Origin of the sequence: Paeniglutamicibacter sp. ORCA_105 (genome assembly GCF_045798545.1) — a bacterium.
Taxonomy (GTDB): Bacteria; Actinomycetota; Actinomycetes; order Actinomycetales; family Micrococcaceae; genus Paeniglutamicibacter; species Paeniglutamicibacter sulfureus.
The window spans coordinates 36852-51072 of the sequence record NZ_JBIXLM010000018.1 but is presented as its reverse complement, the minus strand read 5'-3'; the positions used below and the strand labels follow the sequence as shown (position 1 = coordinate 51072).

The window sequence follows — 14221 nt, the reverse complement described above, 5'->3', positions numbered from 1 at the left end:
CCAAGGCAAGAAGGGCAATAACGATATGGGACGGAAAATAGCACGCAGGCGCATCGTCCGCGCCACGCTGGATGGTGCGCGGATCGCGCGCGAGGAAAAACTCGCGGTCGAGGAACCCCTGGAAATTCGCTTCAACGGGACGTCCTTCACCACCTCCATGCGCACCCCCGGAGACGACTTCGACATGGTCGCCGGCTTCCTTCTCGCCGAGGGAATCATCAGCCGCACCGAGCACTTGGTCTCCATGCGCTATTGCGCCGGCACCGATGAGGACGGCAACCAGACCTTCAACGTCATCGACGTGCAGGTTGGTTTCGGGGCCCAGGCCCCGGATCTTTCCGCGGCACGGAACGTCGTGACTTCGTCTGCCTGCGGGATCTGCGGCACCAACTCCATCGATGAGGTCTCCAAGAAGTCCTCCTACCCGTTGGACCCAGCCCGGGGCCACCTGGATGTGAAGGTGCTGCTGGGATTGCCCGACACCCTGCGCGGGGCACAAAATCTCTTCAGCGCCACCGGGGGAGTGCACGCGGCGGGGCTGTTCACCACCGACGGCGAGCTGCTGGTCCTGCGCGAGGACGTGGGACGGCACAACGCCGTGGACAAGGTCATCGGGGCCGGGCTGCGAGAACAAAAATTACCGCTTCATGACACCATCCTGCAAGTCTCGGGGCGGGCCTCCTTCGAACTGGTGCAAAAGGCCGCGATGGCAGGGATCCCGGTCCTTTCGGCGGTCAGTGCGCCCTCTTCGCTGGCAGTGGAATTGGCCGATGAAACCGGGTTGACGCTTGCGGCTTTCTCACGGGGTAGTACGGTGAACCTATATACGCATGCCGACCGGGTGAAAACCGGTTCATAGCCCGAATCAGGCACCCGGTTTCCGGCACGCGCGACTACGGTCAACAACACCGCACTTCGACGTGGAGGATACATGCATCGGCCAGCCCCAACGCAGGACATCAACGAGGATGACCTGAAGGTCACCGAGCCAAAACGCAGCGCGGCCGGGGTCAAGGCAGTGATGGTGTCACTGGAACGCGGCTTCTCCGAGGCGGGCGTGAGCCGGACACTGAGCTCGATGCTGCGCATCAACCAGCGCGGCGGGTTCGACTGCCCGGGCTGCGCCTGGCCCGAATCCATCACCGGGGCGCGCAAGCCCGCGGAGTTCTGCGAGAACGGCGCCAAGGCCATCGCCGAGGAAGCCAGCGCCCGCACGGTGACTCCCGAGTGGTGGGCCAAGCACCCCATCAACGTGCTGCGTGAGAAGACCGAGTATTGGCTCGGCTCCCAGGGCCGGATCACCGAGCCGATGATCATCCGCAAGGGCGAAAGCCACTACACGCCGATCACCTGGGCGCAGGCCTTTGCCACCATCGGCGAGCACGTGAACGCGACCACGCCGGAAAAGTGCGTGTTCTACACCTCGGGGCGCACCGCCAACGAGACCGCGTTCATGTACCAGCTGCTGGCCCGCTCGCTGGGCACCAACAACCTGCCCGACTGCTCCAACATGTGCCACGAATCCTCCGGCTCCGCGCTGAACCCCACCATCGGGATCGGCAAGGGCACCGTTTCCCTTGAGGACTTCGAGCACGCCGAGTTGATCTTTGTCATTGGCCAGAACCCCGGCACCAACCACCCCCGGATGCTTTCCGCCCTCGCCGATGCCCGCAAGCGCGGCGCCCACATCGTGGCGGTCAACCCGTTGCCCGAGGCCGGCTTCTTCGGGTTCAAGGACCCGCAGTCGCTCAATGGCATGCTGGGACGCTCCGATGACATCAGCGACCACTTCCTGCAGATCAAGGTCGGCGGGGACCTGGCGCTCTTCCAGGCCTTCGGCCACCTGATCTTCGAGGCCGAGGCCAAGAACCCCGGCACCGTCATCGACAAGGCGTTCATCGACTCGGCCACCGACGGCTACGAAGCGTACAAGGAAGCCCGCTCAACCCTGGACTGGGAAGCCACCGAGGAAGCCACCGGGCTCACCCGCGCCGAGATCACCACCGTGGCCAACCTGCTCATCAAGTCCAAGGCCTCGATCTTCTGCTGGGCGCTGGGCCTGACGCAGCAGCCGCACTCGGTGCCCACGCTGAAGGAAATCATCAACCTCCTGCTGGTGCAGGGGAACTTCGGCAAGCCCGGCGCCGGTGCCTGCCCGGTCCGCGGACACTCCAATGTCCAGGGCGACCGAACCATGGGCATCTGGGAAAAGCCGGGCGAGGCATTGCTGGCCGCCCTGGATGCCGAATTCAACATCGATTCCCCGCGCGCCCACGGCTACGACTCCACCGAGGCCCTGCAAGCCTTCGAGGAAGACGACGTCGACGTCTTTGTCTCCATGGGCGGGAACTTCGCCCTGGCAAACTCGGAAACCGAGGCATTGGAGGCGGGCATGCAGCGCGCCAAGCTCACGGTGCACATCTCCACCAAGCCCAACCGCTCCCACGTGGTGCACGGGCAGACCTCGCTGATCCTGCCGACCCTGGGACGCACCGACCGGGACGACAAGCACCCCGGCGGCGCACAATTCCTCTCGGTGGAGGACTCCATGTCGGTCATCCACTCCACCCAGGGCCGACTCAAGCCGGTCTCCGAGCACCTGCTCGCCGAGCCGGTCATCGTGGCGCGGATGGCCCAGGCCATTCTCGGCGAGGACCACTCGGTCGACTGGAAGGCAATGGCGGAGGACTACGACGTCATCCGCGACCACATCTCCCGCGTGCTGCCGGGCTTCGGGGACTTCAACAAGCGGGTGCGCGGGCGCAACGGCTTCGTGCTGCCCAACCCTCCACGCGACACCAGGTCCTTCGCCACCGACATCGGCAAGGGTAGGTTCACCGTTTCGCCCTTCGAGGCGCTCTACGCACCCGAAGGCCACCTGGTCCTGCAGACCATGCGCAGCCACGACCAGTACAACACCACGTTCTACGGGCTGGACGACCGTTACCGCGGCATCAAGGACGGGCGCCGGGTCATCCTGATCAACCCGCAGGACCTTGCCGAACTCGGTTTGGAGGACAAGTCCTTGGTGGACGTCATTTCCACCTTTGGCGGCACCGAGCGCCGGGCCAACCGCTTCCGGCTTGTCTCCTATCCAACTGCGAAGGGCTGCGCAGCAGCCTACTTCCCGGAAGCCAATGCGCTGGTCCACCGCGACTTGGTGGCACGCGAATCCAACACGCCGGGATTCAAGGCCATCATGGTGCGTTTCGTGCCGCACGAACTGGCGCCGGGCCCGACGCTGGACAGCTAGCCCCGGAAAAGCGCGGCGAGCCGGTAGCTTGCGCAAGCGACACGAAGGTCTCGGTGGGCAAGTCACCGGGACCTTCGTTGCGTGGGCAGCTGCTTCGGTTGATCCCCGCGGCGAGAAACTATGATCCCGAGCCGGGTCAAAGCCGTTCGCACCGCCCCTGCGCACGATTCGTTTCACCCCCCCCGGAGTGGCACTCACCGGAGAACTGCGACCAATTTTGCGCCGCGGGAGCCGGCCGGGGATGGCCTCGAGATCGCCCGCTTTACTCCCGCGGGGCGTGCCTCCATATGCGCCGGCGGCGGATCCGGGAAGAACCCGGGCGCCACGGTGGTTATGTCGGAGGCGGGCACCTGCGTATGCTGGCCCACGATCGACGATCTTTTTAATCCCCGGCGGAGTCATTGGCCGGGTACGGCACGACAACCCGGCTGAATGGCGAGAACAAAAACATGAGCATGGAAACTGCGGCCTGGCATTCATTGTGGCGAATGTCCGGACCGGACAAGGGCAAGGCATATGCGTCCACGACACCGCGGAGGGTGCTGGCCTTTGCCGCGAGCTACAAGAATCGGCTTTTGGTCTTCGTACTGTTCTCTGTGCTGTCGGCCGTCTTGGCAGTGATCACCCCGGTGTTGGCCGGACGCGTGGTTGATGCCATCGTGGCCCAAACCGGGATCCAGGTGGTGTTGAATCTGGCGGGGATCATCGCGATCGTGGCGGTGTTGGACGCCGTCATCTCGCTGGTGGTCCGCTGGTTCTCCTCGAAGCTGGGCGAGGGAATCATCTTCGACCTGCGCACCGCAGTCTTTGACCACGTGCAGAAGATGCCCGTGGCATTCTTTACCCGCACGCGCACCGGCGCCCTGGTCAGTCGCCTGAACAATGACGTGATCGGTGCCCAATCCGCGTTCGCCGGAACCCTCTCGGGCTTGGTCTCGAACACAGTGGCAGTGGTGTTGACTGCAGGTGTCATGTTCTCCACGTCTTGGCAGGTCACTGCGCTGGCGTTGGTGCTGCTGCCGGTCTTCCTGTTTCCCGCACGCCACTTCGGCAAATCCCTGGCCTTGCTGCGCAAGGAATCGGCGGACCTCAACGCTTCCATGGGCACCCAAATGACCGAACGGTTCTCCGCCCCCGGGGCCACGCTGATAAAGCTATTTGGGCGCCCGGCCGACGAATCGGCGCAGTTTGCCACCCGCGCCGGACGCGTGCGGGACATCGGAGTGAAGATGGCCATGCGCCAGTTCTTCTTCGTCTCGATGCTCACCTTGGTGGCTGCCCTGGCCCTGGCCCTGGTGTACGGGCTCGGCGGTGTCTACGCGGTGCGCGGCCAGCTGGCCGCCGGTGACGTGGTGGTGCTGGCATTGCTGCTCACCCGGCTCTACGCGCCGCTGACTGCGCTGGCCAACGCCCGGGTGGAAATCACCAGTGCCCTGGTGAGCTTTGACCGCGTCTTTGAAATCCTTGACCTCAAGCCCCTGATCAGCGACTCACCCAATGCCCGGGTGCTGGATCCAGGCCCGGTGTCGGTGAAGTTTTCCAACGTTTCCTTTGCCTACCCCAGTGCCGAGAAGGTCTCCCTGGCATCCCTGGAAGACGTCGCGGTGCTCGACACCCGGGGCGGGGAAACGGTCCTGCACGACATCGACTTCGAGATCCCCGCCGGGACCACGGTGGCCCTGGTCGGCTCCTCGGGGGCCGGAAAATCAACGATCGCCTCGCTGCTGGCGCGGCTCTACGACGTGGATTCGGGCAGCGTGCAGTTGGCGGGGGTCGATATCCGCGAGCTGAAACTCGGTTCGTTGCGCTCCATTGTTTCCATGGTCACGCAGGACGGGCATCTTTTCCACGAGACGATCGGATCAAACCTGCGCCTGGCAAAGCCGGAGGCCAGCGACGCGGAGCTTTGGCAGGCGCTGCAGCGGGCCCGGTTGGAACCCACCATCGAAGCGCTTCCCGACGGGCTGGACACCGTGGTGGGGGAGCGTGGCTACCGGCTCTCGGGTGGGGAGCGCCAGCGCATGACCATTGCGCGGCTGCTCCTGGCCGCCCCACAGGTGGTCATTCTCGATGAGGCCACCGCCGCGCTGGATTCTTCCAACGAAGCGGCCGTCCAGGCCGCGTTGGCCGAAGCACTGGAAAACCGGACGGCCCTGGTCATCGCGCACCGCCTCTCCACGATCCGCACGGCCGATATGATCCTGGTCATCGAGGATGGACGGATTGCCGAGCGAGGCACCCACACCGAGCTCATGGCCGTGCGAGGCCGTTATGCCGAATTGCACGACACCCAGTTCGCGCAATAGGGCCGGAGTGTCAGCGACCCAGCAAGCCGGGCAGGACCTTTTCGCGAAGTAGGGGCGCGATGTCAGGTCGGGCCATCGCAGTTTCCGGATCCAGCCACATGATTTGGTCGATTTCGGCTTGGATTCTCGGGCTCTCCAGGGTTCGCGCGGCGAACAAATAGGCGTGGATGTCGGTGTCGGCCTCGTTGGCTGCAGGCCCCTTCCACATCCCCATGGCGGTGACTTGGGCGGGACTGAAAACCAGTCCGATTTCCTCCTGTGTTTCTCGCAATACCGCGGACAGCGGACTTTCCCCGAATTCGAGTTTTCCTCCCGGCTGCATGAAGGTAGTGGTCCCCTGCTTGCGCACCAAAAGGATGCGTCCGGAGGCGTCTAGTAGTTGCAAGGCTGCGATGGTAAGAATCTTTGGCACAACTTGAGCTTAACAACCGCTAAAAGCACAGGTGGGGTGATAGCGTGCTTTGTGGACAGGCCTACGGGCGCGTTTTTCCATTTACTCGTGGATACTGGAGACAATTCGCCAGCGCGCCGTGTTCCAGGAACCCCACTAGTCATTGGGGACAAGTGGTTCGGGCATTGCCAATGGGGGATCAAATGTGGATCTACAAATGGAGAATTGATGCAGCGGGGCACCAACTTAGGTCGACTCGGGGATTTTAATCAGGCGGTCATTTTTGAATCGATTCGCCGGGCAGTTGACGGGGTCAGCCGTGTGGAGCTTGCGGGCTCGACCGGGCTTTCCCCACAGACCATTTCAAACGTCGTGCGCCGACTCTTGGATGAAGGCCTGGTCCGCGAGGACCGGACGATTGTTTCGGGCCCGGGCAAACCGCGTACCGTCTTGGAACTTGAATCCAACCGCATGGTGGCCGTAGGTATCCACCTGGATCCCGGCGTAATCACCGTGGTGATACTGAACCTGCGGGGTGAAATCCTGCACTCGCGCCGCCTGGATATCCCCGCCGTCGAGGTTCCGGAAAAGACCATCGAAACCATGGCGACGACCGTGGACGAGATCATTTCCGAATCCGGAGTACCGCGTTCCAACGTGTTGGGCGTGGGTGTCGTTGTTCCCGGTCCCTTGGATCCCGAACGCGGGGTGATGATCGATCCGCCGCTGCTCGACGGTTGGAAAGACGTTGACATGGTCGGACCCTTGCACCGGTTGCTCAAGCTCGATGTCATCATTGAAAAAGACACCATTGCCGCCTCCATCGCGGAACAGTGGAAGGGCAACGACGCCGAGCGCGACAATTTCGTCACGATGTATGTCGGTGCCGGAATCGGTGCAGGGATGGTCCTCAACGGCGAAATCCATCGCGGCATCAGCAACAACGCAGGTGAAATCGGGCACTACTCCACCGGCGTCATTTCCCAGGACTGCAACATTTGCGGCCGCAACGATTGCCTGCATGCCTCATTGTCGTTCAACATGATTGCGCAGCAGGCACGCGAGCGAGGCCTGAACCTCACGGCACCAGATGACGGCAACGCCGAAGAGCGCGCGGCCGGCATGAACGAAATCGTGGCCTTGGCGAAATCCGGCAATGAAGCGGCTGTGGAACTCATCCGGGAATGCATGGGACATGTGGGCCAGGTTGCCGGACAGCTCTGCAACACCCTCGACGTCGGATTGGTGATTTTGGCTGGCCCCTTGTGGGCAGAGGTCGATGAATGGTGCCTCGAAGATGTGCGTGCGATCATCAACGAACGCTTCAGCTCCAAGCACGTGCACGCGATCGAGGTTCGCTCCTCGACATTGGGCCACGAAGTTGGCGCCATTGGCGGGGCCTGCGCGATCATGGACGCGAGCCTCTCGCCAAAGGCCGCGGCACTGTTGCTGCGCTAAGCGGTCGTATATTACGTCAAAGGATCGTTCATTACCTTTTTGAACGATCCTTTGACTTATTACCCATGAGTCAGTTGACAAACTTTCTCTAATGAATTTAGATGACCAATAAGAGTTGGTGGCAACCGAGCTGCCCACCGTTGTTTTCGTGTTGGTCTTGTTTATCCGCGAACACAGTGCGTGGGGGAACGGCAGGTCGGCTGCTGGGGACCCGACTCTTAACGCCGTCGACCGGTGCCGTAGGATGTAATGGGAGTTATCCCACGGATTCACCGGTCGACGGCACTCCCATTTAATCGTCCATCCGGATTTCACGCAGGCGATGCTCGTGAGAAAGTACCCTGTCGCTGCGGCCTATCGCCCCCTTCGCCAATGCGGTGCCGCGGCCGTGGAAATGCCGTTCTTCCCCGCGCCGGCGGGGCATCCTCTGAATGCTCAAAGCACTCTTCGTCCCCTACGCCTTCGAGGCAAATTGACCGGCGTCATTGCCGGGGCGGGCTTGGCGCTCTGGAGACTAGCCCGCCGGCTCCCTTGGTGCTGGCGCAACTGCAGCTGGGCGCGGACGGATTTTGCATAAACGAAACGCGACCTGCATACATGCAGATCGCGTTTCGTTTTGGTGCCCCTGGCCGGAATTGAACCGACGGCCTACTCTTTAGGAGAGAGTCGCTCTATCCAACTGAGCTACAGAGGCTTGAATCGTCAAAAACGATCCGGACCAATTCTAACGGTATTTTGGCGAATCTTGGTTAATGTGGCGCCGCGTGCCGGGGAATCACGCGGTCCTTGGCCTAGAGCAGTCCCCGCTTGGACAGTTCCCACTTCTCCCGGAACGTGCGCACAAAGGCAGCAATGAGCACACCGAACAAGATCGCCGCGGTTGCAAAGAGCAGCATCCACCGCGTGGTGGTCAGCGTTGAGGCCAACGAGACGGCTGCCGGATCCAGCGCGCCGATGAACAAGGCGTCGATGGCCCGGTTCTCCCAAAGGTCGACAACCGCGAAGGCCATCGGGGGCACCCACAGGATCCAGCGGACCGAACCACGGGCGGTGTTGATGTTGACTGCCAGCATGGTGATCAAGGCCAGAAAGAGCGGGAACAGCAACCCTGCGGTCTTATGCACGTAGTTCAGTTGCCCTGCGGCGTCCGCGTCCATGGCCTGGCGCAATGCCTCCACGTGCTCCACGGAATAGCCCCCGATCATTTGGTCGGGCATGGTCAGTCCGTTGGACAGATCTTCCATCTGGTTTAACACTAGTAAGTGGAAGTACCCGAAGAGGAACAGCGTGACGACCAAACCGGCAATCAGGATCAGATTGGCGTTGCCTGCGGCCTTCTCCGGCGTTCGCTGAGTCGAGGGATTGATCGGCGCAGATGCCGCGGCGGGGCGGTTGTACTTCTTCTTTTTCTTCTGTGACTTGGCCATAACCCCAATTATGCCGTCAATCGATCCGCGCCCGCCCAATGCGTGGCTGCTCCGCCGTAGACTAGGGCGCATCATGGATTTCCTTTTCGATGACTTCGTCGCGCCCGCTCCAGCCCCACAATTGCCAGGCACCCAAGAGCTGCTTGCCGGTTTAAATCCCGAGCAGGAGCAGGCGGTCAAGCATGCAGGCTCCCCGTTGCTGATTGTCGCCGGGGCCGGGTCGGGCAAGACCCGGGTGCTGTCACATCGCATTGCCTATCTCCTGGCCACGGGTCGGGCGCGCCCACACGAGATCCTGGCCATTACGTTCACCAACAAGGCTGCGGCCGAAATGCGTGAGCGAATCGCCGCACTGGTGGGCGAAGACGTGGCAAAGAAAATGTGGGTTTCAACCTTCCACTCCTCGTGCGTGCGCATCCTTCGCCGGGAGGCGGCTTCGGTGGGACTGAAGTCCAGCTTCTCCATATATGACTCCGCAGATTCCCTGCGCCTGATCACTATGGTGGCCAAGGGCCTGGAGCTGGATCCGAAGAAGTTCACGCCCAAGTCGATCGCGCACAAGATCTCCGCGTTGAAGAACGAGCTCATCGACGATGAACAATATGCCGCCACGGTCGCAGGCAATGACCCGTTCGCCTCGGCCGTCCTCCAGGTGTACCGCGGCTACACCGAGCGTTTGCGCGCCGCAAACGCCCTGGACTTCGATGACCTGATTGCCCACGTGGTCAACATCTTCCGCGCCTTCCCTGCGGTCGCCGACAATTACCGCCGGCGTTTCCGCCACGTCATGGTCGACGAGTACCAGGACACCAACCACGCACAGTACGCCCTGGTGCGTGAACTGACCGGCCCGGACGGCCCCACTCCCGGCGGCGAACTGACTGTGGTGGGCGACTCGGACCAATCGATCTATGCCTTCCGCGGCGCGGACATCCGCAACATCAACGAGTTCTCCAAGGACTATCCGGACGCCGAAACGATCAAGCTCGAGCAGAACTACCGTTCGACGCAAACGATCCTCTCCGCGGCCAACGAAGTGATCAAGCGCAACCCCGACCGCCCCGAAAAGCGGCTGTGGACCGCAGAGGGCGACGGTGAACTGATCATCGGCTACGTGGGGGAGTCCGAGTCTGACGAGGCCCGCTGGATCGCCGATGAGATCCTGCGCCTGAATGATGAGGAAGGCATCCGCCCCGGGGACGTTGCCGTCTTCTACCGCACCAACGCGCAATCGCGTTCCCTCGAGGAACAGCTGATCCGCGTGGACCTGAAGTACAAGGTCATTGGCGGGACCCGCTTCTACGACCGCAAGGAAGTCAAGGACGCCCTGGCCTACCTGCGGGTGCTAGTGAACCCGGAAGACGACATCAACGTCAGGCGCATCCTCAACGAGCCCAAGCGCGGCATCGGAGACCGGGCCGAATACTCGGTGGCCGCGCTGGCCGAACGCGAACGGATCTCCTTCATGGCGGCGCTGCGCCGTGCCGATGACGCCCCCGGCCTCGGAACCCGCGGGCAAAACATGATCGGCGCCTTCGTGAAGATCATTGACGACCTCTCAGTGGTCGCAGAGGGCTCGGGACCTGCCGAGGCGCTGGAAGCGGTCCTGGAACAGACCGGCTATCTGGAAATGCTGCGTTCATCCAACGACCCACAGGACGAATCCCGCGTTGAGAACCTCGCCGAGCTCGTGGCCGTGGTGCGGGACTTCATGAAGGAGAATCCCGAGGGAACACTCACCGATTTCCTGGAACGCGTGGCGCTGGTAGCCGACGCCGATTCCATCCCCGAGGCACCGAACGATGCCGAGGGCGTGGACATGGCGCACCGAGAGGGAATGGTCACGCTCATGACCTTGCACACGGCCAAGGGGCTTGAATTCCCCGTGGTCTTCCTCACTGGCATGGAACACGGGATCTTCCCGCACCAGCGCTCGCTGACCGACGAGAAGGAATTGGCGGAGGAACGCAGGCTGGCCTATGTAGGGCTCACCCGCGCCCGCCAGCGTCTCTACCTGACCCGGGCCGAATACCGGAGCCTGTGGGGCCAGTCCCAATACAACCCCGCCAGCCAGTTCCTCGAGGAAATCCCCGGGAGTCTCGTGGACTGGAAACGCGAGGGCACCAAGCGGGCAAGCTTTGAGTCCTTCGGCGGGCGCAACAACTTTGCCACCAGCCGCTACGAATCGGGTTCCTATTGGGGCGCAGGGTCCGGCAGCGGTGGCGGAGGCAGGCTTTCCGGTGCCCCGGAGATCCACACGTTGAGCACCGCGCCCGTGGCACGGGCCAAGGGCCGTGTGCAGCCAAACAAGGAAATCATTTCCTTGTCGGTGGGGGACAAGGTGACACACGGGACCTTCGGCCAAGGCGTGGTTCTGGCGCTGGAGGGTGCCGGGGACAAGACAGTGGCGAAGGTTAAATTCGCCGATGCCGAGAAACGCCTATTGCTGCGATACGCCCCGCTAACCAAGGCTGACTAGCCGGTTCCCGGGCATTGTCGACACATCCGTCCGGACCTGCGGTGATGGGGTTGTGGTCGTACTCACGCGCCCGATGGCTCTACCGAATGTAGAACTGTGCCATTGGGCGCTAAGGCGTTAGGCTGAGCAAGGAGCCTGGCCTTATCCCAGGTTGGGCTCTACCCCCTCGATGCATGGAACCGTGCCTACGGAGCCATGCCTTGAGTCAGCATAGACTTCGACAAGAAGGACACAAGCCCGTGGACCTGTATGAATACCAGGCGCGCGATATGTTCGAGTCGCACGGCGTACCCGTGCTGGCCGGCATCGTTGCCTACACTCCTGAAGAAGCCAAGGCCGCAGCCGAGAAAATCGGCGGCGTCGTGGTTGTTAAAGCCCAGGTAAAGGTCGGAGGCCGCGGCAAGGCCGGCGGCGTCAAGGTCGCAAAGACCGCCGACGAGGCATTCGCATACGCAACCGACATTCTCGGCATGGACATCAAGGGCCACACCGTGAACAAGGTCATGATCGCCCAGGGCGCCGACATTGCCGAGGAGTTCTACTTCTCGGTTCTGCTGGACCGCGCGAACCGCAACTACCTGGCCATGTGCTCGGTGGAAGGCGGCATGGAAATCGAGGAGCTCGCCGTCGAGCGTCCCGAGGCCCTGGCCCGCGTTGCAGTCGACCCGGCCGTGGGCATCGACCAGGCCAAGGCCGACGAAATCGTCGCCACCGCCGGTTTTGCACCGGAGCTGGCCGACAAGGTCGCAGCTGCCATCATCAAGCTGTGGGACGTCTTCAAGAAGGAAGACGCCACCCTGGTTGAGGTCAACCCTCTGGTTCGCACCGGCGCCGGCGACATCGTCGCCCTCGACGGCAAGGTCTCCATCGACGAGAACGCCGAGTTCCGTCACCCGCACCACGTCGAGCTTGAGGACAAGGACGCAGCGGATCCGCTCGAGGCCAAGGCCAAGGCAATGGACCTGAACTACGTCAAGCTGGACGGCGAAGTTGGCATCATCGGCAACGGTGCAGGCCTGGTCATGTCGACCCTCGACGTCGTTGCCTACGCAGGCGAAAACCACGGCAACGTGAAGCCCGCCAACTTCCTGGACATCGGCGGTGGAGCCTCCGCAGAGGTCATGGCCGCAGGCCTGGACGTCATCCTGAACGACAAGCAGGTCAAGTCGGTCTTCGTGAACGTCTTCGGTGGCATCACCGCGTGTGACGCCGTTGCCAAGGGCATCGTCGGCGCACTCGCCGAGCTCGGTTCCTCCGCCAACAAGCCGCTGGTCGTGCGCCTCGACGGCAACAACGTCGAAGAGGGCCGCCGCATCCTGGCCGAGGCCAACCACCCGTTGGTCACCCTGGCAGCAACCATGGACGAGGGCGCCGACAAGGCCGCCGAGCTCGCCAACGCAGCGAAGTAAGTAGGGATACGCGAACATGAGCATTTACCTTAACAAGGACTCCAAGGTCATCGTTCAGGGCATCACCGGTGGCGAGGGTACCAAGCACACCGCTCTGATGCTGAAGGCCGGCACCAACGTCGTCGGCGGCGTCAACGCCCGCAAGGCCGGCACCACGGTGCTGCACGGCGACAAGGAAATCAAGGTCTTCGGCGCAGTGGCGGAAGCCATGGCCGAAACCGGCGCAGACGTTTCCATCGTCTTCGTGCCGCCGGCATTCACCAAGGATGCTGTCGTTGAGGCCATCGAGGCAGGCATCGGCCTGGTCGTTGTCATCACCGAGGGCGTTCCGGTTCAGGATTCGGCCGAGTTCTGGGCACTTGCCCAGTCCAAGGTCGACGCCGACGGCAACCAGGTCACCCGCATCATCGGCCCGAACTGCCCCGGCATCATCACCCCGGGCGAGGCACTGGTCGGCATTACGCCGAACAACATCACCCAGAAGGGCCCGATCGGCTTGGTCTCCAAGTCCGGCACCCTGACCTACCAGATGATGTACGAGCTGCGCGACCTGGGCTTCTCCACCGCCATCGGCATCGGCGGCGACCCGGTCATCGGCACCACCCACATCGACGCCCTGGCTGCGTTCGAGGCGGATCCGGAGACCAAGGCCATCGTCATGATCGGCGAAATCGGCGGCGACGCCGAAGAGCGTGCAGCCGATTTCATCAAGGCCAACGTCACCAAGCCGGTCGTCGGCTACGTGGCAGGCTTCACCGCTCCCGAAGGCAAGACCATGGGCCATGCTGGAGCCATCGTCTCCGGCTCGGCCGGTACGGCACAGGCCAAGAAGGAAGCACTTGAGGCTGCCGGCGTGAAGGTCGGCAAGACCCCGTCGGAAACCGCAACGCTGCTGCGCGAAGTTTTCGCCGCCCTCTAAGCCATAGAGCGCACCTTTTCGGTGGCGGTCACCAGGTTGCCTTGGCAGCCCGGTGACCGCCACCGGTGTTTAAGCCGGCTGGAGCCGACTGGAACTAGGCGCGCAGGCGGAAGAACGAGCTGCCGACCAGTTCGTGGGCCCCGGGCAGCAGGAGAACCAGCAGCTCGGGGTTGAACTGGACCTCGGCTGGGCCGCGGCCGACCAATGCGGCCGAGAGCTTGTGCGGGGCCAGTGCCTCGAGCACCCACTCGTCAGGACCCGCGCCAATGTGCAGCAGGTCGGTGTCCGCGTCGAGGTGGAGCCAGGCGGTGATCCAGTCGCCGGTGAAGCGCGGAAGCGGGTTATCGGTGGGGGCGGAAGTCAGGGTGGGGCTGTACATGATGTGCACACGTCCTTGGGGTTCGTTGTCCTTGCCCCTCCGCGCGGGATGCGCGACAGGGCCGCTTCGTCATCCGAACCACCCACCGTGCAACTATGGGGTTGGCGTCTGGTCAGTCGGAGCTTTGCGCAAGGGCAACCAGAACTCGTGAAGCTGTACCAACCCTACGGCGAAGCGGGGACACTTTGCCAGCGCGGGCA

At 62.8% G+C, this 14221-nt stretch carries 10 protein-coding genes, 1 tRNA gene and 1 riboswitch; of the genes, 7 read left to right on the top strand and 4 right to left on the bottom strand.

The features are described from left to right. Nucleotides 1–25 precede the first annotated feature (25 nt). From fdhD to ACIPUB_RS10715, 3 genes are all read left to right on the top strand, one after another. Nucleotides 26–859 carry a formate dehydrogenase accessory sulfurtransferase FdhD gene (fdhD, locus tag ACIPUB_RS10725; RefSeq protein ID WP_407607364.1) on the top strand — a complete coding sequence of 278 codons (834 nt, stop codon included), beginning with the start codon at nt 26–28 and terminating at the stop codon, nt 857–859. Between the two features lie 72 nt (nt 860–931). Then, complete coding sequence (locus tag ACIPUB_RS10720; RefSeq protein WP_407607363.1) at nt 932–3253, top strand: FdhF/YdeP family oxidoreductase; 2322 nt, start codon at nt 932–934, stop codon at nt 3251–3253. A 449-nt stretch (nt 3254–3702) separates the two neighbouring features. Then, complete coding sequence (locus ACIPUB_RS10715; RefSeq protein ID WP_407607362.1) at nt 3703–5559, top strand: ABC transporter ATP-binding protein; 1857 nt, start codon at nt 3703–3705, stop codon at nt 5557–5559. Nucleotides 5560–5569: 10 nt separating this feature from the next. Here ACIPUB_RS10715 and ACIPUB_RS10710 read toward each other — a convergent pair whose 3' ends face one another. Next, nucleotides 5570–5971: an NUDIX hydrolase gene (locus ACIPUB_RS10710; RefSeq protein WP_407607361.1), complete on the bottom strand. Its 402-nt coding sequence runs from the start codon at nt 5969–5971 to the stop codon at nt 5570–5572. A gap of 207 nt (nt 5972–6178) precedes the next feature. On the opposite strand from ACIPUB_RS10710, the gene ACIPUB_RS10705 reads away from it, so the two are divergent. Continuing rightward, nucleotides 6179–7408, top strand: a complete 1230-nt coding sequence (locus tag ACIPUB_RS10705; protein WP_407607360.1) for an ROK family protein — start codon at nt 6179–6181, stop codon at nt 7406–7408. A gap of 617 nt (nt 7409–8025) precedes the next feature. Here ACIPUB_RS10705 and ACIPUB_RS10700 read toward each other — a convergent pair. Further along, a tRNA-Arg gene (locus tag ACIPUB_RS10700) sits at nt 8026–8102 on the bottom strand. Between the two features lie 97 nt (nt 8103–8199). Continuing rightward, on the bottom strand, nt 8200–8835 hold the full coding sequence (locus tag ACIPUB_RS10695; RefSeq protein ID WP_407607359.1) for a hypothetical protein: 636 nt from the start codon (nt 8833–8835) through the stop codon (nt 8200–8202). 73 nt (nt 8836–8908) lie between these two features. Between ACIPUB_RS10695 and pcrA the strand changes: the two genes are divergently transcribed. The 3 genes from pcrA to sucD all read left to right on the top strand — a co-directional run bounded on the left by pcrA (nt 8909) and on the right by sucD (nt 13642). After that, complete coding sequence (pcrA, locus tag ACIPUB_RS10690) at nt 8909–11314, top strand: DNA helicase PcrA (RefSeq protein WP_407607358.1); 2406 nt, start codon at nt 8909–8911, stop codon at nt 11312–11314. A gap of 239 nt (nt 11315–11553) precedes the next feature. Continuing rightward, entirely contained in the window at nt 11554–12723 is a 1170-nt protein-coding gene (gene sucC / locus ACIPUB_RS10685; RefSeq protein ID WP_407607357.1) for an ADP-forming succinate--CoA ligase subunit beta, read from the top strand. Between the two features lie 16 nt (nt 12724–12739). Then, a complete protein-coding gene (gene sucD, locus ACIPUB_RS10680) occupies nt 12740–13642 on the top strand; it encodes a succinate--CoA ligase subunit alpha (protein ID WP_264268515.1) in 903 nt (300 codons plus the stop codon). 94 nt (nt 13643–13736) lie between these two features. On the opposite strand, the gene ACIPUB_RS10675 is transcribed toward sucD, so the two are convergent. Beyond that, nucleotides 13737–14021 (bottom strand): hypothetical protein, encoded by a 285-nt coding sequence (locus ACIPUB_RS10675; protein WP_407607356.1) that lies wholly within the window; start codon nt 14019–14021, stop codon nt 13737–13739. Between the two features lie 22 nt (nt 14022–14043). Then, a riboswitch (SAM riboswitch) is annotated at nt 14044–14174 on the bottom strand. Nucleotides 14175–14221 lie beyond the last annotated feature (47 nt).